16 protein-coding genes are annotated in these 25,253 nt (G+C 35.9%); 12 read left to right on the top strand and 4 right to left on the bottom strand.

Features of this window, described 5'->3' with window-relative positions:
* Positions 1-20 precede the first annotated feature (20 nt).
* From BM201_RS00080 to BM201_RS00065, 4 genes are all read left to right on the top strand, one after another.
* Positions 21-584: a helix-turn-helix domain-containing protein gene (locus BM201_RS00080; RefSeq protein WP_092539376.1), complete on the top strand. Its 564-nt coding sequence runs from the start codon at positions 21-23 to the stop codon at positions 582-584.
* Positions 585-673: 89 nt separating this feature from the next.
* A complete protein-coding gene (locus tag BM201_RS00075) occupies positions 674-997 on the top strand; it encodes a four-helix bundle copper-binding protein (RefSeq protein WP_317039133.1) in 324 nt (107 codons plus the stop codon).
* Positions 998-1,055: 58 nt separating this feature from the next.
* Entirely contained in the window at positions 1,056-4,037 is a 2,982-nt protein-coding gene (locus tag BM201_RS00070; RefSeq protein WP_092539374.1) for a heavy metal translocating P-type ATPase, read from the top strand.
* A gap of 36 nt (positions 4,038-4,073) precedes the next feature.
* Positions 4,074-5,297: a permease gene (locus tag BM201_RS00065; RefSeq protein WP_092539373.1), complete on the top strand. Its 1,224-nt coding sequence runs from the start codon at positions 4,074-4,076 to the stop codon at positions 5,295-5,297.
* Positions 5,298-5,367: 70 nt separating this feature from the next.
* Here the strand turns inward: BM201_RS00065 and BM201_RS00060 are convergent, their stop codons facing one another.
* The 3 genes from BM201_RS00060 to lysS all read right to left on the bottom strand — a co-directional run bounded on the left by BM201_RS00060 (position 5,368) and on the right by lysS (position 10,442).
* On the bottom strand, positions 5,368-5,832 hold the full coding sequence (locus BM201_RS00060; RefSeq protein ID WP_139219091.1) for a hypothetical protein: 465 nt from the start codon (positions 5,830-5,832) through the stop codon (positions 5,368-5,370).
* A 226-nt stretch (positions 5,833-6,058) separates the two neighbouring features.
* Positions 6,059-8,497 (bottom strand): zinc-dependent metalloprotease, encoded by a 2,439-nt coding sequence (locus tag BM201_RS00055; protein WP_394333730.1) that lies wholly within the window; start codon positions 8,495-8,497, stop codon positions 6,059-6,061.
* A 253-nt stretch (positions 8,498-8,750) separates the two neighbouring features.
* Entirely contained in the window at positions 8,751-10,442 is a 1,692-nt protein-coding gene (gene lysS / locus BM201_RS00050; protein WP_092539370.1) for a lysine--tRNA ligase, read from the bottom strand.
* A 154-nt stretch (positions 10,443-10,596) separates the two neighbouring features.
* On the opposite strand from lysS, the gene BM201_RS00045 reads away from it, so the two are divergent.
* The 5 genes from BM201_RS00045 to BM201_RS00025 all read left to right on the top strand — a co-directional run bounded on the left by BM201_RS00045 (position 10,597) and on the right by BM201_RS00025 (position 16,954).
* The gene (locus BM201_RS00045; RefSeq protein ID WP_092540529.1) at positions 10,597-10,755 is read left to right on the top strand and encodes a YqaE/Pmp3 family membrane protein; all 159 of its coding nucleotides are present in this window, start codon (positions 10,597-10,599) and stop codon (positions 10,753-10,755) included.
* Positions 10,752-11,462, top strand: a complete 711-nt coding sequence (gene lipB, locus BM201_RS00040) for a lipoyl(octanoyl) transferase LipB (RefSeq protein WP_092539369.1) — start codon at positions 10,752-10,754, stop codon at positions 11,460-11,462. The genes BM201_RS00045 and lipB overlap by 4 nt, the downstream gene beginning before the upstream one ends.
* 39 nt (positions 11,463-11,501) lie before the next feature.
* Entirely contained in the window at positions 11,502-12,035 is a 534-nt protein-coding gene (locus BM201_RS00035) for a RagB/SusD family nutrient uptake outer membrane protein (protein WP_245758536.1), read from the top strand.
* A gap of 363 nt (positions 12,036-12,398) precedes the next feature.
* Entirely contained in the window at positions 12,399-15,518 is a 3,120-nt protein-coding gene (locus BM201_RS00030) for a SusC/RagA family TonB-linked outer membrane protein (protein WP_092539368.1), read from the top strand.
* A gap of 62 nt (positions 15,519-15,580) precedes the next feature.
* Positions 15,581-16,954 (top strand): RagB/SusD family nutrient uptake outer membrane protein, encoded by a 1,374-nt coding sequence (locus BM201_RS00025; protein ID WP_245758535.1) that lies wholly within the window; start codon positions 15,581-15,583, stop codon positions 16,952-16,954.
* Between the two features lie 196 nt (positions 16,955-17,150).
* On the opposite strand, the gene BM201_RS00020 is transcribed toward BM201_RS00025, so the two are convergent.
* On the bottom strand, positions 17,151-17,747 hold the full coding sequence (locus BM201_RS00020) for a ribonuclease HII (RefSeq protein WP_092539366.1): 597 nt from the start codon (positions 17,745-17,747) through the stop codon (positions 17,151-17,153).
* 350 nt (positions 17,748-18,097) lie between these two features.
* Between BM201_RS00020 and BM201_RS00015 the strand changes: the two genes are divergently transcribed.
* The 3 genes from BM201_RS00015 (at position 18,098) to BM201_RS00005 (ending at position 24,549) form a co-directional block, all read left to right on the top strand.
* Positions 18,098-21,157 (top strand): SusC/RagA family TonB-linked outer membrane protein, encoded by a 3,060-nt coding sequence (locus tag BM201_RS00015; protein WP_092539365.1) that lies wholly within the window; start codon positions 18,098-18,100, stop codon positions 21,155-21,157.
* A 6-nt stretch (positions 21,158-21,163) separates the two neighbouring features.
* Positions 21,164-22,534, top strand: a complete 1,371-nt coding sequence (locus tag BM201_RS00010) for a RagB/SusD family nutrient uptake outer membrane protein (protein ID WP_092539364.1) — start codon at positions 21,164-21,166, stop codon at positions 22,532-22,534.
* Between the two features lie 107 nt (positions 22,535-22,641).
* Positions 22,642-24,549, top strand: coding sequence for a putative porin (locus BM201_RS00005; RefSeq protein WP_092539363.1), 1,908 nt, complete (start codon positions 22,642-22,644; stop codon positions 24,547-24,549).
* Positions 24,550-25,253: the final 704 nt, after the last annotated feature.

Raw genomic sequence — 25,253 nt, 5'->3', positions numbered from 1 at the left:
ATCTTTTAAAAATTATTGTTTTGGCAGAGAATATTGTTCATATAAAAAATGTGGTTTGTGGCCGTTGTATCGCAACGGTAGAGGATATTCTGTCTAAACTTGAGATTCCGTATAAAAATGTGAGTCTGGGAGAAGCAAGTTTGCTAAAAGATCTTTCTGCGGAAGAAAACGATCTCTTGAAATTAGAATTAGAGAAAGTAGGTTTCGAACTTATTGAAACTAAAAATAAACGCATCGTAAATCATATAAAATCGGTTTTAATAGACGAGGTTTCTAATAGTACCGATCATAAAAAACTTTCTGAGATCTTAAGTACTCAGCTCCATTACGATTACAGCCACATTACCAATTTATTTACTGCAGAAGAAGGGCAAAGCATTCAGTCATATTTCAATAAACTAAAGATCGAAAAAGCCAAGGAACTTTTGGAGTATGATGAACTTAGTATTGCTGAAATTGCGTATCAACTAGGGTTTTCAACGGCAGCCTATTTATCCACTTCCTTTAAAAAACAAACCGGAATCACACCTTCAGAATATAAAAAAATGCAAATAAAAGGGCGAAAAGGCCTTGATTCTGTTTAAGCTTTCCTAAAACCGAAATTTCTTACCATAATTTTAAAAGTACTTCTGCTACTTCTCGTTTAATTTTGATAGAGAACCAAAAAATCAAAATGATGAGAAGTGAGAAATTAGTAAATGCTTTAGTAGATTGTGTAAATCATTGTAACTACTGTGCCGATGCCTGTTTGGATACAGATGATATCGGAATGATGAAAGATTGTATTCGTACAGATAAAGTTTGTGCAGAAGTTTGTAGTGCACTTGCTAAAGTTGCGTTGATCGATGGCGCAAATATTACCGATCTTGTAAAATATTGTGCAGCGATTTGCCAACAGTGTGCAGATGAATGTAAAAAACACGATCACAAGCATTGCCAGGATTGCGCAACCGCATGTGAAACCTGTGTAGAAGCCTGTAGTTCTTATTTGGCTTGAAATTGAATTAAATACCATACCGAAAACCTGAAACTGCAGGTTTTCGGTTTCTTTTCTTATGATGAAGCATAAATACCATGTAAGCGGAATGAGTTGCGAGGGCTGCAAATCTCATGTGACTAAAGCGCTCGAGAATATACCTGAAGTAGAACAAGTTGAAGTTGATCTTGAAAAAGAAACTGCTGAAATTTCTATGAAAAAGCATATCAAAATTGAAGAATTTCAACAGGCTTTAAAAAATGCCGGTGGAAATTATCAGATCTCGATGCCTTCCGAAACAAATTCTTCTGAAGATCATTTGATGACTCATAAATACCATGTAATCGGAATGTCCTGCAATGGTTGTCGCTCTCACGTAGAAAAAATTTTAAATGAAGTTGATGGTGTTGAGAAGGCTGAAGTGAATCTTGAAAAAGCCGAAGCAAAAATCAGCATGCATCATCATATTGAAATAGAAAAGTTTCAGAATGCCTTGAAAAATGCCGGTGGAAATTATCAAATTTCGATGCCTTCGGATACAAATACTTCCGAAGAAAAACTAATGACACATAATTATCATGTAAGCGGAATGTCTTGCAATGGTTGTCGCGCTCACGTCGAAAAAACCTTAAATGAAGTTGATGGTGTCGAGAACGCTGAAGTAGATCTTGAAAAAGCCGAAGCGAAAATCAGCATGCTTCATCATATTGAAATTGAAAAGTTTCAGCAGGCTTTAAAAAATGACGGTGGTGGATATGAAATTCATCCGGTAGATCATAAACATCATCATTCAGAAAAAAGTAACAAGAAAAAGAAACCTAAGGCTAAAGGAAAGGGTAAATGGTATTGCCCAATGCACTGCGAAGGAGATAAAATGTATGATGAACCGGGAGATTGCCCGGTATGCGGAATGGATTTGGTGCAGGAGCAAAGTTTAAGTGCCTCAAGTAGTACATATACATGCCCAATGCATCCGGAGATTGAAGAAGATGAGCCTGGGGATTGTCCAATTTGCGGGATGGATCTCGTAGCTAAGGATCCCGAGCCGGATGCGCAAAATTCAACGTATTTAAAATTGCGTAAAAAGTTCTGGCTTTCTGTAGCTTTTACATTGCCGGTTTTCTTAATCGCGATGTCTGATATGCTGAATAACAATCCGCTTTACCAGATTATGGACTTGCAATATTGGAACTGGGTACAGTTTGGATTGTCGATTCCGGTGGTTTTTTATACAGCATGGATGTTCTTTGAACGTGCATGGAAATCTATAATAAACTGGAATTTAAATATGTTCACGCTAATTGGTATTGGTGCCGGTGTAGCATGGATTTTCAGTATTTTAGGGCTGCTTTTTCCAGATCTATTTCCAGATCAATTTAAAACCGAAGCAGGAACGGTACATGTTTATTTTGAAGCGGCCACGGTAATTTTAACTTTGGTTTTGCTTGGGCAAATGCTAGAAGCCAGGGCGCACGATCGTACTAATTCGGCTATAAAAGAATTACTGAAACTGGCGCCTAATAAAGCTACTCGAATTAAAGATGGAAAAGAAGAAGTAGTTAAAGTCGATGAGATTGAAGAGGGTGATATTTTAAAGGTAAAACCAGGCGAAAAAATCCCGGTAGACGGAATTATAAAAGATGGAAAATCGTCGATCGATGAAAGTATGATCACGGGAGAACCTGTTCCTGTAGAGAAATCGGCTGAAGATAAAGTAACTTCAGGAACCATAAATGGGAATTCTTCGTTTACTATGATTGCCGAGCAGGTTGGGGATGAAACGCTGCTTTCGCAAATTATCCAAATGGTAAACGATGCTAGTAGATCGCAAGCGCCAATTCAGCGTTTGGCTGATAAGATTTCAGGATATTTTGTTCCGATCGTTGTATTTATCTCGGTGATCACTTTTGTGATCTGGGCAATTGTTGGTCCGTCGCCATCTTATGTTTATGCTTTTGTAAATGCCATCGCGGTGCTAATCATTGCCTGTCCTTGTGCGCTTGGTTTAGCCACGCCAATGTCGGTGATGGTTGGAGTAGGGAAAGGCGCTCAAAATGGTGTGCTCATCAAAAATGCGCAGGCGTTAGAGCAGATGAATGAGATTGATACTTTGATTATCGATAAAACCGGAACGATCACTGAAGGAAAACCTTCCGTAGAAAAAATAGTGAGTTTTGGTAATTATACTGAAGCTGAAATTGCAGGATTTATCGCTGCTTTAAATACGCATAGTGAACATCCGCTGGCCACTGCAACGATAAAATACGCGAAAGAGAAAGAAGTTAAGATCGAGGAAGCTTCAAATTTTGATTCGGTTACCGGAAAAGGTGTGATTGGTGAACTTCAGCAGAAAAAATTAGCGCTGGGTAATAAGGCGCTTTTGGATGAAAAAGGAATCAATTCTTCAGAAAAAATCGATCGCGAAATTGAACAATTTCAGCAACAGGGAAAAACCGTTTCTTATTTAAGTGTAGATGCTAAGGTTGAAGGCTTTGTGGTAATCTCAGATCCCGTGAAGAAAACCAGTAAAGAAGCACTTACCAAATTAAAAGAAGATGGCGTTGAGGTAATCATGCTTACCGGTGATAACGAACGTACGGCAAAGGCGGTCGCCGATGAAATGGGAATTGCTTTTAAAGCCGGAATGTTACCACAGGATAAAATGAGTGAGGTTGAAAAACTTCAGCAACAAGAACGAAAAGTAGCTGCAGCCGGAGACGGAATTAACGATGCGCCGGCATTGGCTAAAGCCGATATTGGAATTGCTATGGGAACCGGGACCGACGTGGCTATCGAAAGTGCAGAGATCACGCTGGTAAAAGGTGATTTAAAAGCAGTGCTGAAAGCACGAAAACTGAGCGATAAAGTAATGGCAAATATCAAGCAAAACCTATTTTTTGCTTTGATCTATAATAGTATTGGTGTGCCAATTGCAGCCGGAATTCTTTATCCGTTCTTCGGAATTTTATTGTCGCCAATGATCGCTGCTTTGGCGATGAGTTTTAGTTCGGTTTCTGTGATCGCTAATGCGCTGAGGTTACGAGCTTCGAAACTATCGTAAGATTTTAAATAAACTAACTAACCAAAACAGGAATTTATGAATGATTTTTTAAGCAAATGGGGAGAAGCAGCAAATACCAGTCTGGGATTTTTCTGGATGGCATTATGGGCTTTTGCTTTGGGGTATGTGATTAGTAGTTGTATTCAGGTTTTTGTGACTGAAGAACGAATGCAAAAAACAATGGGCGAAAAGGAATCTAAAGGAGTTTTATTGGGAACCTTTTTTGGATTTATAAGTAGCTCCTGTAGTTTCGCTGCTTTGGCTTCTACCAAGAGTTTGTTTAAAAAAGGAGCAAGTTTTGTCTCAAGTATTGCATTTTTACTGGCGTCAACGAATTTGGTAATCGAGTTGGGAATTATCATTTCGATCTTTTTAGGTTGGCAATTTGTGGTAGGAGAATATGTAGGCGGAATTTTACTGATCTTGATCAGTTGGTTGCTTATTAGATTATTTCATCCAAAAGGTCTTATTAAAAAGGCACGAGAGCGACTTCAGGATGACGAGGATGATGATATGGACGGCCAGAAATCCTGGAAGAAAAGAATTAAAACCGAAAAAAGCTGGGCGAAAGTGTCTCAGCAATATGGGATGGAGTGGAAAATGGTCTGGAAGGACGTTACGCTTGGTTTTACTATTGCCGGGATCGTAGCAGCTTTTATTCCAGATTCGTTTTTTGAAACACTGTTTATCAATAGTGGGCAGGGAAATACAAATTTCTCATTTTTGACGATTTTAGAACATATTATTATTGGGCCGGTAGTTGCTTTTATCACCTTTATTGGTTCGATGGGGAATATTCCGCTGGCTGCCTTATTGTTTGGTAAGGGAGTGAGTTTTGCCGGAGTGATCGCTTTTATTTTTAGCGACCTGGTCGTATTCCCAGTACTTAGAATCAATGCAAAATATTATGGTTGGAAAATGTCGTTTTTCATCTTAATGTTGCTTTTTATATCCCTGGTTGGTACTTCGCTCTTGTTGCATTATGGCTTTTTAAGTTTCGATTTAATTCCAGATCCGTCGAGTGTGCAGGTACAGGATCAAACATTCTTTAAAATAGATTATACCTTTTTTCTGAATATTGCTTTCCTACTTATTTCAGGATATTTGATCTACTTAGGTTTCTTTAAGCGAACCGATGTAATGCAGATGAAAGAAATGGCACCAAAAAGTAAACTAATGGAACAAAGCCTAAAGTATATAGCTTTTGTTTGTTATGCCTGGTTAGCTGGTGGAATGATCGTAAAATATTTTATTCAGTAATTATAAAAAAATAAAAAGAGAAGCTGTTAGGCTTCTCTTTTTTGCAATTGAACAATTATAAAATTGAAATTTATTTGGGGGTTTTGTGTTTATCTCTAAAATCTCTGTGATGATCTTTAAAAGCCATCATTCGATTTCTTCGTTCTGCCCTTTTTGAGTCTTTCCAAAGTTTATATTGATCTGGACTTAGAATTTTCTGAATAGATTGCTGAAAGGCAATTTCTTTATCTAAACGAGCATTCATTCTTTCGAAAGCTTCTTCTTTTAGTTTGCCATCTTCCGCAGCATCTTTCCTTTCTTCACGCATTTTGGCTCTGTCTTTAGCTCGCTCTGTATATAATTTCTGAAAATTATTTTGTTGCTTTTCAGTAAGATCTAAAGTTAAGGTAAGCTGCTTAGATTTAAGAATAGCTTTTTCTTCAGCAGTCATATTCATAACTGCACGTTCCTTCATTGGCTTTCTACGATCTTCTTTTTGCTGAGCAAATGAAGATACTGCTACAAGCATCATCATAATAAAACATAATCTTTTCATATTGAAGAATTTTAAAGTGAATTCTATAATAGGACTGTTAAAAAGGATAAAGGTTTAATGCTATTTTGGATTTCAGTTTTTAATTTAAATAGAAAATACATTAAAAACGTATAAAATCGATATATAATTTGAAGATAGATAATTAAAGTTAGAACAATAAAAAACCTGCCTCGTGGGGGAGGCAGGTCTTAAAAAACTAATAAATCAAATATAGTCTATCGCTAGACTAGTCGTTAGGATTAAGGATCTGATCTATTCTTTCTGATGCATCCTGAAGGTGATATCTTGTTAACGTATCTCCTGAACGGTACATTGAGTTTCTTATTTGTCTTTGTAATGTTTGTAATTCACCTCTAACGATTGGGCGAATATCACTTTGGGCTACATTAACATTAGTTCTGCTAATCCATCGACGGTAAGCGCTAGGAATAGCATCCTGGTCTTCTGTCATTAAATAAGCCATACGATCGATATAGGCTCTTTGAAGGTTTCTACGGTATCTATCGATTTTTTGGCCAGAGCTTAATTCACTCCAGATTCCTTTGCGTAAATCGTCCATCATTTCTAGAAGTGTGTAAGCTTCTTTACCGTTTATTTCTTCGTTTTCTAATAAACGTTGCATTCTTCCGAAGTCTAAAACATTAGAAAGTGTGTTGCTTTGCATACCTCTAATTCTTTCGATGTTTCCGTCGAATTCAATTTTATTAAAAATGTCCTGATCGATTAACCAATTTGGAGTTTCGAACAATTGTTCCTGTAAGAAATCCATTGCTCTTTCCTGCTTTTCTTTAGCAACATGCGTATAAACTGCACCCTCTTGATCGTAGGTTTTAGTGTTTTCGTAAACACCACCAATATTAGCGGTAACATGGCCCATGTAGCGATTAAGCTGGCTAAGCACTTGTCCGTAAAGATCATCTAGATCCTGGTAGTCTTTACCGTCTTCAGCAGTCCACTCTATCAAGTTTGGTACAATACGCTTCAGGTTTTTAATACCATACTCACTGGCAAGCATTGCATCGTCACCAAGATCTTCGGTTTGAGAAGAAGGATCGATAACACCACCACTTTGTTGACTTCCGAAGCGATATAAAGGATCACCTGCATGTTCTAAGATCCACTCATCTAAAACAGGCTTTTCTTCTTTACCTTCTTTTTCTGGGATTGGTTTGTAACCCCACATAATTGCATACTTATCGTAAGTACCAATATTTGGCATTAAAGCTACATCACCATCACCAGGTTGTGCTACGTAGTTAAAACGAGCGTAATCCATGATAGATGGAGCTGTGCTGTATTTAGCAGTGAATTCTGGATCACGTAGATCTTCTACTGCGTAAGCCGGGCTACTACCCATGTTGTGAGGAAGACCTAAAGTGTGACCAACTTCGTGAGAAGAAACGAAACGAATTAAACGTCCCATGATCTCATCTTTAAATTCTACTCCGCGTGCTTCTTCGTTGATCGCCGCAGTTTGTACAAAATACCAGTTACGTAATAATGTCATTACATTGTGGTACCAGTTAATATCTGATTCTAAGATCTCTCCTGAACGCGGATCGCTTACGTGAGGACCATTTGCGTTTGGAATAGGAGATGCTAAGTAACGAACTACAGAATAACGAACATCCTCTGGACTCCAGTCTGGATCTTCTTCTGGAGTAGGAGCTTCTTTAGCGATAATAGCGTTTTTAAATCCAGCTTCTTCAAAAGCTACCTGCCAGTCTTCGATTCCCTGTTTAATGTAAGGTACCCATTTTTCTGGAGTTGCACGGTCGATATAATAAACGATCTGTTTCTTAGGTTCAACTAACTCGCCGTTCTTGAACTTCTCCATATCTTCTTCCTTCACCTCTAATCTCCAACGGTCAAGGTATTTTACGGTTTTACTCTTTTGAGCTTCTAAACCATAATCTGTCTGGCTGGTAGTAAACCATCCTACACGTTCGTCGAAATAACGACGCTCCATTGGTTCTTTTGGTAGAAGTATCATAGAGTTACTAAACTCTAGAGAGATAGAACCAGTAGTAGAATTTGATGGTGGATTACCAGCGTTATAGGTTTTTATGTGACGAATTTCGATGTTTTCAGGGTAACTTCTAATCGTATCGATAAGCGAACGACTGTCGTCTAACCTTGAAACTTTGTATTGTTTACGGTATCTGTCACCAAGTCCTAAAGCCTGTACATCTTTCTTGTAAAGATCTGTAACATCGATAACGTAAGATTTATTGATAGAATCTTTTCCTACAGTTTCAATTTCGAAAGAGCTAAGGATCGGCTCGAAGTTAGAATTGGTAACCGCCTCGTGAATAGGAAGGGAGTCTGCTGCGTAAATATTGTGAGAAACAACTCTTAGTAATACCTGGTCACCTTTCTTTTGCCAGCGGTGAACCTGAGTGTTCTGTTTACCTCCACCAAAACCAAGTCCAGAAGCCGTTTTTGCTATTCTTGTTACTGTTAGCATTTCTCTATTAAAGAGACTGTCTGGGATTTCGTAGTAATATTTGTCTTTTACTTTGTGAACGGTGAAAAGACCCTCGTCTGATTTTGCATCTTTGGTGATGACTTTAGAGTAAGGTTTTAATCCGTCTTTAGATTGTTCTTTTTGTGCGGTAGTAGCCTGACTTTTCTTGTTCTTTTGAAAAACAGCACAAGATGCCATTAAAAAAGATAGCCCCACAGCACAAATCCTGATCGGTAGTTTGTTTGTCATAAGGTTTAATTAATATTAGCCGAAATTGGATTGAATTTTTTGTAAAAACAATTCCTGTAGAATCCAAAATCGATTGTTTGACTTTGAAACTTTAAAAAGGTTTAAAGAGAAGTTAATAAAAATGTAAAATTATTGAAAAAAGATACAAAAAAAGGCCACATAACTATGTGACCTTCCTGATTTATTAGTGCTAAACCGTTGATTAAGCAATGCTTATTTTCATGTCGTCGCCTTCTTTAAAAACTTCGATCATTTTATGCTTTCTTAAAGATTTTAAAGCTTTATCCCACTTTTTATTGCTCAAGCCAGATTTCTCCTTAATAAGATTCATATCGTGGTTCTGGTCGTCTTTTAATAATTGATAAACCGCTTTTTCTTCCTCGGTAAGTTCTACCTGTTTCTTTTCAGGCTTCATTTGTGGGAAGAATAATACTTCTTGGATAGATTGATTGTTTGTTAAGAACATAATTAAACGATCCATCCCAATTCCTAATCCAGATGTTGGTGGCATACCATATTCTAGCGCACGTAAGAAATCCTGATCGATAAACTCGGTTGCTTCATCATCTCCTTTTTCTGCTAATCGTAATTGCTCTTCAAAACGCTCGCGTTGGTCGATAGGATCATTAAGTTCAGAATATGCATTGGCGATCTCTTTCCCACAAACCATAAGTTCGAAACGCTCGGTTAACTCTGGATTCTCTCTATGCTCCTTACAAAGCGGACTCATTTCTTTTGGATAATCGGTGATAAATGTTGGTTGAATGTAGTTTCCTTCACATTTCTCACCAAATATCTCATCGATAAGTTTTCCTTTACCCATGGTTTCATCAACCTCGATACCCATTCCTTTCGCTGCTTCAAATAATTCAGCTTCAGATTTACCGATAATATCAAATCCTGTGAATTCGATAATAGCATCAGTCATTGTTACACGCTTGTAGGGCGCTTTAAAATCTACTTTATGATCTCCGAAGGTAGCTTCCGTAGTTCCGTTAACCGCCATGGCACAATGTTCCAGAAGTTTTTCGGTAAAATCCATCATCCAATTATAGTCTTTATAAGACACATAGATTTCCATCGCAGTAAACTCTGGATTGTGAGTTCTATCCATTCCTTCATTTCTGAAGTTTTTAGAGAATTCATACACTCCGTCGAAACCACCTACAATAAGCCTTTTTAAGTAAAGCTCGTTGGCGATTCTTAAATATAAAGGAATATCTAAAGCATTATGATGTGTGATAAATGGGCGTGCGGCTGCTCCACCTGGGATTGATTGAAGGATAGGTGTTTCAACTTCAAAATAACCAGCCTCGTTAAAGAAATTACGCATCGCACTAAAAAGTTTAGTACGTTTTACGAATATCTCTTTCACTTTTGGATTTACAGCAAGATCTGCATATCGTTGGCGATAGCGGTGCTCTGGATCTGTAAAACCGTCGTAAGTATTTCCTTCTTTATCTGTTTTTGGTAATGGCAATGGGCGAATAGATTTGCTTAGCAGGCTAAAATCTTTTACCATCACGGTCATTTCGCCTACCTGAGTTTTAAATAATTCACCTTCAATACCTATAAAATCACCTATATCTAGCAGCTTCTTGTATATGTCGTTGTATTTGGACTTATCTTCTCCAGTACAAATTTCATCACGGTTAAAGTAAACCTGAATCTTTCCTTTAGAATCCTGAAGCTCTGCAAAAGATGCTTTACCCTGAATTCTACGAGACATTAGTCTACCCGCGATTACAACTTTTTTACCCTCTTCGAAATTTGCCTTGATATCGGCAGATGTGTGATCTAATGGAAATAAATCGGCCGGATAAGGATTAATTCCTTTTTCCCTTAATGTAGCCAGTTTTTCTCTTCTTACAATTTCCTGTTCAGATAGCTGCATGGTGTAATTTTAAAAATTTAATGGCTTCCCGTTTTAAGAAGCAGCTGCAAATATAATGACAATCAGAGTACCAACCAATGTTATACTTAAGATTAGATATGAATCTGGTTTAGAAATTCTATCTTTGTTTTTGGTTTTAGATAATATCGAAATTATGAGTATTTGGCGTGTTATTTTATCGATCATTTTTCCGCCTTTAGCAGTTTTTGACAAAGGTTGTGGTTCTATTTTGATCGTGCTTATTCTTACTTTGCTTGGTTGGATTCCAGGAGTTATTGCTGCGCTTATAATTTTGAATAACCCTAATAAATGATGCAAGAGGTGCAAAATAAGAAAATAGAAGTACAGGAATTAGGACTTAAAGATTATAAAGAAACCTGGGATTATCAGGAACAGCTTTTTGAAGAAATTCTGGACTTAAAAGTAAAGAACAGGAGAGAGGACACCAATCTAGAGACGCCCAACTACTTACTTTCTGTAGAGCATCCTCACGTGTACACTCTGGGGAAAAGCGGTGATATTTCTAATCTTCTAATCAACGAAAAGCAGCTGGAAGAAAAGGGCGCTAAATTTTATAAAATTAATCGTGGTGGTGATATTACGTATCATGGTCCTGGACAAATGGTAATTTATCCCATTTTAGATCTGGATAATTTTTTTACTGATATACATAAATATCTTAGACTTTTAGAGGAAGCAGTAATTTTGGTTTTAAAAGAATACGGTATTAACGCTGAACGTAGCGATGGGGAAACCGGAGTTTGGCTCGATGTAGGAACTCCATTTGCTAGAAAGATCTGTGCGATGGGTGTTCGTGCTAGTAGATGGGTAACTATGCATGGTTTAGCTTTAAACGTAAATGCGGATCTTGGTTATTTCGATAATATTGTTCCCTGCGGAATTAAAGAAAAGGCCGTCACTTCTTTAAATGTTGAGTTAGGTAAAAATCAAGTGGATATGGAAGAGGTGAAACAAAAGTTTCTGAACCATTTTAAGGATTTGTTTGATGCAGAGTTTTAATGTTAATTTCAAATTTATTCAACTATTTTTGCTTTTCATGTGACAACTCAGGATGGTTCCAACAACTTAATTACTCATTACGCCGATCAGGATAATGGAGGGCGTGGTAATGGTATAAGTGTTAATGATGAATATTTAGCCATGTTTGATTCTGAAGACGATGTACGTAGTGAGTTTTTCTATGCTAGTGCGCAAAGTGAAGATCTATTAACAGCTAAATATACCAACCAGTTTGGTAATGTTATGGTACTTAGACTGGCAGAGATGTATTTGATTAGAGCTGAAGCAAATTTACGTCTGGGTAGTTCTGTCGGAGCAACGCCTGTAGCAGATGTAAACGTAATTGGAGAACAATCTAATGCAAATGCGATGAGTACAGTAGACTTAGATGGTATTATGTTAGAGAGAGAATTAGAGACAGCTTTTGAAGGTTTATTAATTCACGATCTAAAGAGAACAGTGCAGAATGTAGGAAATATTCCTTACAATGATAGGTCATTGTTATTTCCAATACCACAAAGAGAAATGGATGTTAACTCATTGTTAACTCAAAATCCTGGTTATGGTTCTTAATTAACTTATAATTCGATTTTAGTTAAAAAGGAGGTGTATTTTACACCTCCTTTTTTTTATTGAAAAATCTTTGTTTTAAGATTTTGATTAAACGTTTTAACATTTGTGTTGATGGGATGTTGTTAAATTCTTTATAATGCTGTTTTTTTTAAAATAACTTGTGTTTGAGTTAAAAATATGATTTTTTGTTATTCAAATATGATTTTTGATAATTATTAATTCTTAAAAAGGTTAAAAAATATAAATAAAATCATTGTATTCTTAATTTTTGCTAACATTTTTCCATAAAAATGAGCGTTTCACTTTTGATTATTAAGTTTTTATTATGATTTTTGGCCAGAGCTAATTCAAATTAAAATTATAATGAAAAAAACATTACGTGGATTGCTAACACTATTTATGGTGTTAGCTGTGCAAATTCTTTTTGCACAGGAAAGAACAATTACTGGTACGGTGATAGACGAGGAAGGTTTGCCTTTGCCAGGAGTTAACGTAATTGAAAAAGGAACAAGTAACGGAGTACAAACAGATTTTGATGGTAATTATAGCATCGAAGTTGAGGAAGGTGATGTTATTGTTTTTAGTTACGTAGGGTTCTCTGCACAAGAGAGAGAAATTACGGCATCAACATCTACTTTGGATGTAACTTTGCAAGTAAGTGCCGATGCTTTAGATGAAGTTTTGGTAGTAGCCTATGGTGCGCAAAGAGAAAAAGCTATTGTAGGTTCGGTTGCGTCGTTAGATTCAGAAGTGATTCAAAAACAGCAATTAACAAGTGTAACACAGGCTATACAGGGTAATGTCCCCGGAGTTAATATACTTACTTCCGGAGGTCAACCGGGAGAAAATCCTACTATAAGAATTAGAGGGGTTTCTTCTATTAATGCAAGTGCAGATCCTCTTATCGTTGTTGATGGAGCGCCATACAATGGAAACATAAATTCAATTAGTCCAGATCAAATTGAATCTATGAACGTGCTTAAGGATGCATCTTCAACTGCATTATACGGATCTAGAGGAGCTAATGGTGTAATTGTGATTACTACTAAAAGAGGTGGTTATAATACAGCACCCTCTATTAATATAACTGCAACTGGAGGTCTATCTTCTCCTGCTGTAGATCTACATGAAACTATTGGTACTAACCAGTATATGAGATATTCTTGGGAAGCTGAAAGAAATGCCTTAGAATATATTGATGGTGTTGCCCCAGGCGAAGCAGGAGCTTTAGCTGCGCAATCAATTATTCCTAATTTAGCTTACAATCCTTATAATGTTGATCAACCGGTTGATGCTAATGGAAATATCGTAGATGGAGCAAGCTTATTATGGGAAACAGATTGGCAGAAAGAAATGCTAAGGGAAACTTCTTTGAGACAGGAGTACGGAATGAGTATTTCTGGTGGTGGTGAGAGTAGTAGATACTTCTTATCTGCAAATTATTTAGATCAAGAAGGTTCTGTTAAAGAATCTGATTTTGAAAGAATAACCACACGTTTAAATTTAGAAAGTCAATTAACTGATTGGTTACAGGTGGGGTTAAATTCATCCTTAACAGTTTCAGAGCAAAATTATCCTGAACAATCTGGAAATTCTTATCAAAGTTCAATCCAATGGATTTATAGCGTTTCGTCTGTTTACCCTCTTTATAGAAGGGATGCTAATGGAGATTTAGTTTTTGATAACGGAGCCCCAATTTATGATTACGGTAGTACTTCGGGTCAGGCCTTAAATGGAACGAGACCAATGTTAGCTAACGAGAATGCTGTTGGTTCACTTTACAACTATGATAATCTTAATAAAAGAACTAGCGCAACTGCAAATGCTTTTGCAACAATAGATTTTACAGATTATTTGTCTTTTAGAACAAATCTTTCTTATGAGAACTATCTGTACGATTCTAATGTATATGCAGCTTATAATGTAGGTTATGCAGCAAATGTAGGAGGAAGAGTAACACAGAACAGAGATATTACCACGACTTTGAACTTTATTAATTCTCTAAACTTCAACAAAGATTTTGGAAAGCATAATGTTCAGGCCGATGCGATATTCGAAAGTTATAAATACAAAGGAGACTATTTAAGTGCTCAAGGAACAGGGTTTTTGCCAGGAGTTAAAGTTTTAAACGGTAGTACGACTCCAGAGAGTGTAGGAGGCTATGTTAATGAAGAGCGTTTGGTAAGTTATTTAGGTAGAGCTTCATATAGCTATGATGATAAATACTTTATCGAAGGATCATTTAGACGAGATGGTTCTTCTAGATTTTCTACAGACACAAGATGGGGAAATTTCTTTTCTGTTGGTGGATCATGGGTAGTATCTGATGAGAACTTTTTAGCAGGAAATAGTACGCTTAATTTTTTAAAACTTAAAGCTTCTTATGGAGAGTTAGGTAATAACAGAGGGATAGGTTATTTTCCTTATTTGCAATTATTTGAAACTGGTTGGAATCAGCTAGATGCAACCGGAGTACTTTTAGGAGGAGTTACAGATCCTCTTCTTTCATGGGAGAAGACAGCTTCATTTAACGTTGGGGTTGATTTCGGACTTTTCAACGATCGCTTAACAGGTTTAGTTGAATATTACGAAAAGGAATCTGTAGATCTAATTTATGATCAGCCTCTTCCAATTTCTACAGGTAACTCAAGCATTACTACAAATATTGGTGCTGTTAAAAATTATGGATTAGAGGTTACTTTAAACGGGAAAATTATCAATAAAGATAATTTCTCTTGGTCAGCTGGATTAAACTTTTCGTTTGATAATAACGAAATTACTGAACTTACCCAGGAATCATTTATTAATGGTACAAAAAGATGGGAAGAAGGTAAATCTCTTTACGAATTCTATATGCAAGACTGGGCAGGCGTAGATCCTGCAGATGGTTATGGTATGTGGTATATGGATGTATTGGATGATAATGGTAACCCAACAGGAGAGCGAACTACAACTAAAGATTATTCTGCAGCAACAAGATACTATAACGGTTCTTCTTTGCCAGATGTGATTGGAGGGTTTAATACAGATTTGACATGGGGTAATTTTGATTTTAATATGTTATTCAATTTTTCTTTCGGGTCACAGGTTTATGACGGTTCTTATGCATCATTGATGCGTGGATTTTCAACACCAGGATACCAATCTCACGAAGATATTGCCGCTCGCTGGCAAGAGCCAGGAGATGTAACAAATGTGCCACTACTTCTTAATGCTCAAAACGATTTTAATTCTAGATCAACCAGATTTTTGTTCGATAATGATTACGTAAGATTAAGAGCAGTAACTTTAGGTTATACATTACCAGGTAGTGTAGTCGAAGATTTAAATATGAATAGCTTACGAGTATATTTACGTGGAGATAACTTATTCACTTACCACAGTCATTTTGGAATCGATCCAGAGCAAAGTGTTGCTGGTACTACTAATAATAGATCTTATATTCTTAAAACAGTTTCAGTGGGATTGAATCTTCAATTTTAATTTAGAAAGACATGAAAAGACAAAATATATTATATAAAAGCCTATATCTGATAGTAGCTATCATGATGATAGGATGTTCAGAAGATTATTTGGAAGAACCGGCTCCTACACAGTCAGTTTCAGAAGATGTTATTTTTAATTCAAGAGAAGGGGTAGAGGCCTTCTTTGCCGGAGTATATCGACTTTCAAGAAGACAGTTTACTAGTTATGATTCTGGTGGAATCTACTCCATGTACATGGCTAGAAGTGTTAAGGGTAATGATCTAATTAATACAACCAGTTGGTTTTCTTTTGATTATGATAATGATAATCGTGAGCCAACTTATCGTAGAACAGTATTTAGTTGGGAATATCCTTATTTTATGATCAATCAGCTAAATTCACTAATTAATGGAGTTAATGCGTCTGCAGAACTTTCAGAAGAGGATAAGACTGAACTAATTGCTGAAGCTAGAGTTCTAAGAGCTTTCAATTATTTTCAATTAGCGATGGAATTTCAGCATACATATTCTTATGATCCTTCATTGCCAGCTCCTCCTATTTATACTGAGTTATCTTTAGAAGGAAAGCCCATGATTACTTTACAGGAATTATATGATTTTATTCTTGAAGATCTTGAAAACTCTGTAGATGAATTAGGAGCAGATAGAATCAATAAATCTTATGTAAATAGATCTGTAGCTTATGGTATTCTTGCAAGAGTTTATCAGGTAATGGAAAATTGGAGCGGAGCAGAAATGGCTGCAGCAGAAGCTTATGGAGGTGACGCTTCGGCTGTCTTAGATGCTTCTTCTTACGCAAATGGCTTTGATGATATTAGCAACACAGAATGGTTGTGGGGACTACCGCAAACTAGTGATCAGTCAAATTATTATTATGGTGCTCCATCTGCCTTTACAGATCATTATGGTCAAGCATATTCTTCCGTTTATGTTAATCCAAATTTTGTAGATGAATTTAGTGCAACAGATGTTAGAAATACATTTGAAAACGCATATGGTATAGCGCCAGGCGACTATCGCGAATATGTTACTAACAAATTTACTTTTGCTTTTGATTCTGATATCGTGTTGATGAGAACAGCTGAAATGATTTTAATTGAAGCAGAAGCACTATATCAACAAGGTAGAGAAGATGAAGCGCATGATTTACTGTTTGCTTTACAGTCTAATCGTGATGCTGAAGCTGTTCGATCTGATAATACTGGCAGTGATCTATTCGAAGAAATCCTTTTAGAGAGAAGGAAAGAATTATACGCAGAAATAGGGGTAGAATGGTTTGATGCGAAGAGATTGCGAAGAGGTATAGATCGTGATCCAATTCACCGAACAGTTCTTACTCTTGAACCAGATGATAATAGATTTTTCTTGAAAATTCCTCAAACTGAAATTGATGCTAACGATGCAATTGATGATTCAGTGAATTCAGACAGATAATTCTGTTTAATATAAATTTTAAAAAGCCACTCAATACATTGAGTGGCTTTTTTATTGGTCTCGCCAAAGGGTACAATACTCCGAGGCTTGCTTCAAAAATAAAAAAATGTTTCTGGTGAATGCCTCTTGGGTTTGCCCCGGGGTAGTTTACTCGAAATCTCTAAATATCAATATTCGTTAAAATCGGGAGGCTTTTTTAAAAATCTATTTCAAGTTGTTCCGGTAGTAGTTTAAAGCTTTTACGGTGATATTTTGTGATTCCGTATTTTCTAATAGCCTCTCTATGCTCTTTTGTGGGATATCCTTTGTTCTTTTTCCAATTATACATAGGAAATTCTTCATGAATTTTGGCCATATATCCATCTCTATATGTTTTTGCTAATATGGAAGCTGCTGCAATACTCAAAAATTTATCATCTCCTTTAATTATACATTCAAAAGGTATGTTTTTGAAAGGCTTAAATCTATTGCCGTCAACAATTATATGCTCTGGAGCTGGATTTAGCTTTTCAATAGATTGATGCATAGCCAATATTGAGGAATTTAGGATATTAATTTCATCGATTGTTTCCATATAAATATGGGTAACTCCGTATGAAATACATTCAAGTATTAAAATTTCCCTTAATAGCTCTCTATTCTTAGCCGTGATTTTTTTTGAATCTCTTAAAACTTTGTTTTTAAAATTTTTAGGTAAGATTACTGCAGCTGCGGTAACAGGTCCGGCTATGCAACCCCTTCCAGCTTCATCTGTGCCACATTCGATGCAATCGTATAAATGATTTTTTAACATGATCTTCGATTAATATAGAATCATAGTCAAAGATAGTAGAAGCATCCATACGCGCAATTATATAGATACGATGTTTATTAACTCTTTGCTTAAAAAAATGACATTTATGATTTAGGTGTAAATTAATTGTTAAATGCATCCTTAAGATTTGTGCTTAAAATCTATTTAATTTTTGTTACAAATGTAAATATTATTTGCATAAAGACTTTTAAAATATAATCAATAATACTACACTAAAACGTTTTAATTATAAATAATGTAATTTTTTATTAAATTTTCGATCTCATTTATTTTGTTTATTAAGATTTTATTATGATTTTTGGCTCAGGCTAATTCAAATTAACGAAATAATGAAAAAAACATTACATGGATTGCTGACACTTTTTATGGTGTTGGTTGTGCAATTAGTTTTTGCACAAGAGAAAACAGTAACTGGTACTGTGGTAGATGAAGAAGGTTTGCCTTTACCAGGTGTGAACGTTATCCAAAAAGGATCTAACAATGGCGTTCAAACAAATTTTGATGGAGAATACAGTATTAATGTTCCTAGTGGTTCAATACTGGTATTTAGTTATGTGGGGTTTGCCCCTCAAGAGCGCTCAATTGGCTCTTCGGATACAATTAATGTAACTTTGGCAGTAGATGCTGCAGCCTTAGATGAGGTAGTTGTTATGGGGTATGTTGCGAAAAGAAGAGAAGATATGACTGGTTCAACTGTACAAATTGATTCAGATCAAATTAATCAAATTCCTCAAGCAACCGTGGATCAGGCCTTACAGGGAAGGGTTGCTGGTTTACAAATTAGTTCCTCCTCTGGTACTCCGGGGTCAACTCAAGACATCAGAATTAGAGGTATAAGTTCGTTGACAGCGGGTAACGAACCATTGTATGTTATTGATGGAGTTCCAGTTATTAATAGTAACGTCGGAGGGAATTCTTCGAGTTCTTCGCTTTCAGCTCTAGCAAGTTTAAGTAATAATGACATTGAGAGTATATCCGTTTTGAAAGATGCATCAGCGACAGCAGTATATGGTGCGAGAGGAGCAAATGGAGTTATTGTTATAACTACTAAAAGTGGAAAAGCTGGGAAAACTAGGATTAGTTTAAACTCGTATTATGGATTTAGTAATAATGCAATAGATGGCCCACAACCACTTTCTGGTGCTCAAAGGGAAATGCTATTGTATGAAAGTGTATTAAATACATACGGTGAAAACTATAACCTTTCTACCCCGGAAGAAGCTGCGGATTTTTATTTTGATCAACTTGGAGATGGCTATGGTTATCAAGATTGGATTGATGCAGGACGGCCAGAAGCTAATTGGGGTGAATTGGTTACTAATGACGATGCGCCTATTCAGGAACACGTTGTTTCTGCAACTGGAGGTACTGATGATTATAATTTTTACACTTCATTTGGATATTTTGAACAGGAAGCAACAGTAATAGGGTCAACCTTTGATCGGGTGTCTGGTTCTTTGAATTTTTCGAAAGATTTATCAGAATCTTTGGAGTTTTCAACATCTAATACTGCTTCGCATACTTTTCAAGATGGAATCTTGGAGGGTAGTGCGTATTTCTCATCTCCTCATTCAGCAAAGTATTTTACTCCGCCTTTAAATCAACCGTATAATGATGACGGTACCTTTAATTTAGGTACAGCGCTTCCCAACCCTTTATATATTTCTGAAAATGATATTGATGAATCTAAATTCACAAGGATATTATCGAATAATAGTTTAACTTGGCATACCCCGATTCAAAATTTGTCATTGAAATCTAGGGCTTCTATTGATTATCAGGTTTATGATTACAAGAGATATCGTAACAGGGTTACTGGAGATGGTTCTAGTACAGATGGTTATGGAGAGAGAACAAGTAGGAAAACTGCAACTTATGTCTTTCAAAATTCTTTGAATTACTTCAATGCATTCGGAAATCATAATGTAGATATTACTGTCCTTCAGGAGTATCAAGAGTATAGAAATAATTATTTATTTGCAGCAGGTGACAGTTTCGTTACAGATGGTCTTACTAACTTGGCTTCATCAGGTAATCCTACATCTGCATCTGCATCATTTTCAGACTGGTATATTTCTTCGTATTTAGCAACAGGGTCATATAATTTTGATAGCAAATACGTTTTAAATGCTACTTATAGAAGGGAAGGTAACTCCAGATTTTCTGATGATAATAGATGGGGTAATTTTTGGGCTTTTGGAGCTGCATGGAATTTACATAGAGAGAGCTTTTTGAGTGATAGTGAGTTTGTTAATAACCTTAAAATAAGAGGTTCTTATGGTAAAACTGGAAATGCTAATATAGGTATCAATAACTATCAGGTTTTATTTAATTATAATGCTGATTATGCTGGTACTGGTGCAAGCTATCCGGCTGGTTATGGTAACCCTGACTTAACTTGGGAGACGAGTTATACACTTGATGTAGGTTTGGATTTTGGACTTTTGCAAAATAGATTAACAGGTACATTAGGTTATTATGATAGAAGGTCTGAAGATTTATTGTTTGATGTTCCATTATCGTTTACCACAGGTTTTTCTAGTCAGTATAGAAATGTAGGTTCAATGAAGAATACTGGTTTTGAAGCTGAATTGAACATTGATGCTGTTAGGTCTAATGACTTCAATTTTAGCTTTGGAGGAAATGTGGCGACTGTTGATAATGAGGTTTTAGAGGTTGCTCAAGATGCAAATGGAGTTGATATTCCTGTTACTAATAATGTGGCGGCTGGACAAAGATCAACCGCTGGTACTATGGCTTACGAATGGTTTATGCCAACTTGGGCAGGTGTTGATCCTGAAACAGGTGTTGATACCTATTATACTGATGAAACTAGAAGTGAGACTACTACAGACTTTGGTCAGGCTGATCGTGTTTTTCAAGGGGCAAGTGCATTACCTACTTTAACTGCTGGTGTGAACATACATGTAGATTTTAAAGGTTTTTTCCTAGATGCACAGGGGTATTATGCAGGTGGGCATAAAATTTATGAGGCTTGGCATAGGTATTTAAACCAGCCTAATTTATATGTTACAGGAGTCTATAATGGTTACACTTCCTTGCTAGATAGATGGCAACAGCCTGGTGATCAAACAAGGGTTGCAAGAGCGGTTTATGGCGGGCAACCTTGGACGTACAATAGTAAATTCTTATTTGATGGAGATTATTTTAGATTAAGAAATGTAACTTTTGGTTATGATCTTGAGCCTGAGATTGTTGAGAATATTGGTATGAGTGGAGCTAGAATTTTCTTAAGAGGGACTAATTTATATACATGGGTTAAAGATGATAATTTAGTTTATGACCCAGAAGTTGATGCTTCAGGTATGACTAGTATTGTTACTCCTCCTGTACAGTCATTTATTTTAGGTGTTAATTTAAATTTTTAGAAAGCGATGAAAAAAAATAATATAATATATATAATATTCGCAGTAGTTTGCGGTGTTTTTCTGTCTTGTTCTACAGAAGACTTGGATCCTTCATTGGAGCAATCGAAACGGAGTGAAGAGGCATTGAATTCTGTTGGAGATATGGAAGGCCTCATTAAGGGGGCTTATAATAGGCTTACTAGTTCAGGTTATTATGGGCGTGATTATTTAGTAACTAATGAAGTTAGAACGCCAAATGTTTTTTCTAACGGGAATTCCGGTCGATTTATTACACAAGGAGAGTTCGGTTACTTGCCCAGTTCTACATATATATGGGATGATGCTTATGGTGTAATCGCTATTGCAAATATTTTGATATCAAGAGATATATCAACTTTGGAAGGATCTGAGGAGGATTTAGCTTACGCTAGACATATTCAGGGACAGGCCTATGCAATGCGAGCTTTAGCTCATTTTGATCTTCTTTTAACTTACGGTCAACAGTATACTAGTGGTGATCTTGGAGTGCCTTACATTACTGGTTTTGGTACAGGCGATGACTTTCCTTCAAGAGAATCCATTAACTCGAATGTAGATAATATATTAGCGGATTTGCAAAGTGCATTTGATTTAATGGATGAGGATTTCTATGATGCTTCGAAAGAATTTATGTCTAAGTACTCAGCAAAAGCCCTAGAATCTAGAGTTGCTCTTTATTTCGAAAGATGGCAGGATGCAAGTGATGCTGCTGAAGCAGTAATTGATTCAGGTATTTATTCAATTGTTTCTGCTGATAATTACGCTAGTTCTTTTATGGATGACGGAGGAGCTAATTCTATTTTTGAGCTTGCTTTTAGCGGTACTGATAATGCGGGGAGTAATTCACTTGAATTTATCTATAGAGGGGGAACGTATGGTGATATTCAGGTTTTGGAAAATGTTCTTTCGATTTATGACGCGGATGATGTTAGAAATGATATTTTAGGTTATGAAGGAGACTTGTTGCGGAATATGGGTAAGTACCCAGACCGTGCATCTAATGTTATTGTGATAAGGTATGAAGAGGTAATACTTAATTACGCAGAGGCGGAATTTAGGTTGGGTAACAATGCTGAAGCGTTGGAATTTCTAAATATGGTTCCAGAATACCGAAACGCTGAACAATATTCTACTGTTTCTGAGGATAATTTCTTGCTAGAAAGAAGAAAAGAGTTGATTTTTGAAGGTCAATATTATTGGGACTTGTTACGAAACGGCCGTGATATTGAGGTTTTAAATATAAATCAAAACATTACTGATCCTATTGAATATGGTGATTATAGGTTAGCATATCCAATTCCTTTAGCGGAAATAGATGCGAATTCAAATATTACACAAAATCCGGGATACGGAGGATAATTATCATGTTAATATTTTTAAACCACCCAAATTGGGTGGTTTTTTTGTTTTATACCAATTCTGTTCTGCTTACGTTATTTTTATACTTTTGTTTCATATTTTGCATAATGAAGAAAATAATTTTCCTATTATCACTTTTATCTTTTTCTCTAAGTTTTGGACAAGAACAAAATTTGTCTGGGAGACCGAATTCTGATAAGTCTAAAGATTCTGTAAAAGAGCCGACAATTGATCTTTTTAAAATAATTTCGATAGATAACGATACTACTCATGTCGACACTTCATTAACTATTCAAAAAGATTATAGGTTCAATTACCTCAGGAAAGATATCTTTGGCCTTTTGCCTTTTGCTAACACAGGACAAACTTATAATCAGCTTACCGAGTTTCGTGATTTCAATTCTGTTATTCCAAAATTTGGTGCTAGAGCGAGACATTATAATTTTATGGAGGCAAAGGATGTTAACTATTATTACGTTCCTACGCCGCTAACTGAATTATACTTTAAAACAGTTCCAGAACAAGGTCAGCAATTAGATGCTTTTTTTACTGTGAGCACTTCAGAAAGATTGAATTTTAGTGTGGCATATAAAGGTGTACGTGCTTTAGGTAGGTATAGACATATTCTTACAAGTTCAGGAAATTTTAGGACCACCCTTAACTATCAAACAAAGAATAGGAAGTATAGGGTGAAAGCACATTTTATAAGTCAGGATTTACTTAATGAAGAAAATGGAGGTTTAACCAATGATGCTTTAGTCTCTTATATAAGTAAGGAACCAGAATTTGATGATCGATCAGTTTTAGATGTTAATTTTGAAGATGCAGAAAGCACTTTATATGGTAAAGGTCTTTTCCTTGATCACGAATATTATTTGTTAGGTGCACAGGATGCGATTCAGAACAAGCTTTACTTTAGTCACAGGTTAGATTACTCTTATAAGAAATTTCAGTATCTCCAGTCATCTGCTGCTAATGCATTACTTGGAGAGTCCTTTCAAAGCACTAATCTTAATGATGAGATCAGATATAGGAATTTAAATAATTCAATTGCCGTTAATTTTGATAATCCTGTTTTGGGTAAACTTTCTGGAAGAGCAGGTTATTCTTCTTTCGACTACTGGTACGATTCGGTTTTTGTTGGTGAAGAAGGTGTCGCAGAAGACCGTCTGGAGGGTAGGTTGTTAAATGTAGGAGGGAGCTACGATAATTTTTTAGCCGGTTTTAATTTACATGGAGATATCTCATTTAATTTTGGAGATGATTTTTCTGGAAATCACATCCTTGCTTCTGCGGGTTATCAATTGGACGAAAATAATTTTTTAAACTTCGGTATTAAGCAGACGAGCAGAGCGCCAAATTTAAATTTCCTTTTATATCAAAGTGATTATGTGAATTATAATTGGCAAAATGATTTTGATAACGAAAATGCTCAAAGTCTATTTTTCGAATTATCTGCACGATTAGTTGCTGATATTAGCGGTGAGTTAACTCAAATTCAAAATTTCACCTATTTTTCATTAGATGATCAAAATGCTGTAAAACCATTTCAGTTTGATGGGGATGTGAGGTACTTCAAGCTTAAAGCGCAAAGAGAGTTTAACTTCGGGAAATTTGCTCTGGATAATACAATGCTTTATCAAAATGTGTCAGATGGTGATGCTGTTCTCAATTTGCCAGAACTGGTAACCAGGAATACATTTTATTATAAGGACTTTTGGTTTAATAAGGCCTTATATTTGCAAACCGGTCTTAGTTTTCGATATTTTTCTTCTTACCAAATGGATGCATACGATCCAGTTTTAGCTGAATTTTACGTTCAAAATGATGTGGAATATGGTAACTATCCCGTGGTCGATTTCTTTTTTAATGGTAAAGTAGACCAGGCTAGAATATTTTTTAAGCTCGAAAATTTAAATTTCCTTATCGACGGTAATAATAATTTCTCTGCGCCCCGGCATCCGCACAATGATTTTATGGTGAGATTTGGTCTCGTTTGGAACTTTTTTCTCTAATTTTTACTGAAGTTTTAATATGTAATTCTGAAAGATTTTTCATTTATGAAATGTTAATCTGAAGTTAAGCATTGTTAAAGCGGTCGAAAACTCTTCGGATTATCTTTTTTGATGCGAAATTCGTAAAAATCAAACTAAATTTTAAAAGGCTTGTGGTTCTAAAAAAGGGGTGTATATTTGCACCCGCTTAGCCGCTGTGGTGGTGTTAAAAAAGCGGAAGTTCATTGAGGTTCTAGGATATTTAGGAGCGAAAAAAAACTTAAAAAAAGATTTGGTTTGTAATTAAAAAAGCCGGTATCTTTGCGTCCCGCTAACGGAGTAATATTGTGAAGTTAGGGTAGGAGTTCATTGAGTTTTTACTGAAAATTAGCTTTAAAAAAAACTTTAAAAAAGTTTTGCTGGTTAAAGAAAAAGAGTTGTATATTTGCAGCCGCTTTAACGGCGAGGTTCTTTGGAGGTTTTGAGTAAGGAAAAAGTAAAAAAAATATTTTTAAATTTTTCTTGTGAGTTTTAAAAGTAGTTGTATATTTGCAGCCGCTTTGAGAGAAAGCTAAAATGCTCTTAAAATTTTGGAAGAACAGAAATACCGACTGGGGTTTATAATAAGGTTCGATTCCTTAGATTTCAACGAAAGGATCTTTAATTAGATCCGGACTTTTGAATAAGTTCATTGACATATTGAATTGACTAGACGATACTAATTT

Source organism: Zunongwangia mangrovi (assembly GCF_900112105.1).
Classification (GTDB): Bacteria; Bacteroidota; Bacteroidia; order Flavobacteriales; family Flavobacteriaceae; genus Zunongwangia; species Zunongwangia mangrovi.
The sequence above is the reverse complement of the archived record's forward strand: the minus strand, read 5'-3'. Positions and strand labels throughout refer to the sequence as shown.

What these genes read in the sequence shown, in the direction of transcription:
- BM201_RS00005 (WP_092539363.1), top strand. Translation starts at nt 22,642, where the DNA reads ATGAAGAAAATAATTTTCCTATTATCACTTTTATCTTTTTCTCTAAGT.
- BM201_RS00070 (WP_092539374.1), top strand. Translation starts at nt 1,056, where the DNA reads ATGATGAAGCATAAATACCATGTAAGCGGAATGAGTTGCGAGGGCTGC.
- lysS (WP_092539370.1), bottom strand. Translation starts at nt 10,442, where the DNA reads ATGCAGCTATCTGAACAGGAAATTGTAAGAAGAGAAAAACTGGCTACA.
- BM201_RS00015 (WP_092539365.1), top strand. Translation starts at nt 18,098, where the DNA reads ATGAAAAAAACATTACATGGATTGCTGACACTTTTTATGGTGTTGGTT.
- BM201_RS00030 (WP_092539368.1), top strand. Translation starts at nt 12,399, where the DNA reads ATGAAAAAAACATTACGTGGATTGCTAACACTATTTATGGTGTTAGCT.
- BM201_RS00060 (WP_139219091.1), bottom strand. Translation starts at nt 5,832, where the DNA reads ATGAAAAGATTATGTTTTATTATGATGATGCTTGTAGCAGTATCTTCA.
- BM201_RS00075 (WP_317039133.1), top strand. Translation starts at nt 674, where the DNA reads ATGATGAGAAGTGAGAAATTAGTAAATGCTTTAGTAGATTGTGTAAAT.
- BM201_RS00025 (WP_245758535.1), top strand. Translation starts at nt 15,581, where the DNA reads ATGATGATAGGATGTTCAGAAGATTATTTGGAAGAACCGGCTCCTACA.
- BM201_RS00065 (WP_092539373.1), top strand. Translation starts at nt 4,074, where the DNA reads ATGAATGATTTTTTAAGCAAATGGGGAGAAGCAGCAAATACCAGTCTG.
- BM201_RS00010 (WP_092539364.1), top strand. Translation starts at nt 21,164, where the DNA reads ATGAAAAAAAATAATATAATATATATAATATTCGCAGTAGTTTGCGGT.
- lipB (WP_092539369.1), top strand. Translation starts at nt 10,752, where the DNA reads ATGATGCAAGAGGTGCAAAATAAGAAAATAGAAGTACAGGAATTAGGA.
- BM201_RS00020 (WP_092539366.1), bottom strand. Translation starts at nt 17,747, where the DNA reads ATGTTAAAAAATCATTTATACGATTGCATCGAATGTGGCACAGATGAA.
- BM201_RS00045 (WP_092540529.1), top strand. Translation starts at nt 10,597, where the DNA reads ATGAGTATTTGGCGTGTTATTTTATCGATCATTTTTCCGCCTTTAGCA.
- BM201_RS00055 (WP_394333730.1), bottom strand. Translation starts at nt 8,497, where the DNA reads ATGGCATCTTGTGCTGTTTTTCAAAAGAACAAGAAAAGTCAGGCTACT.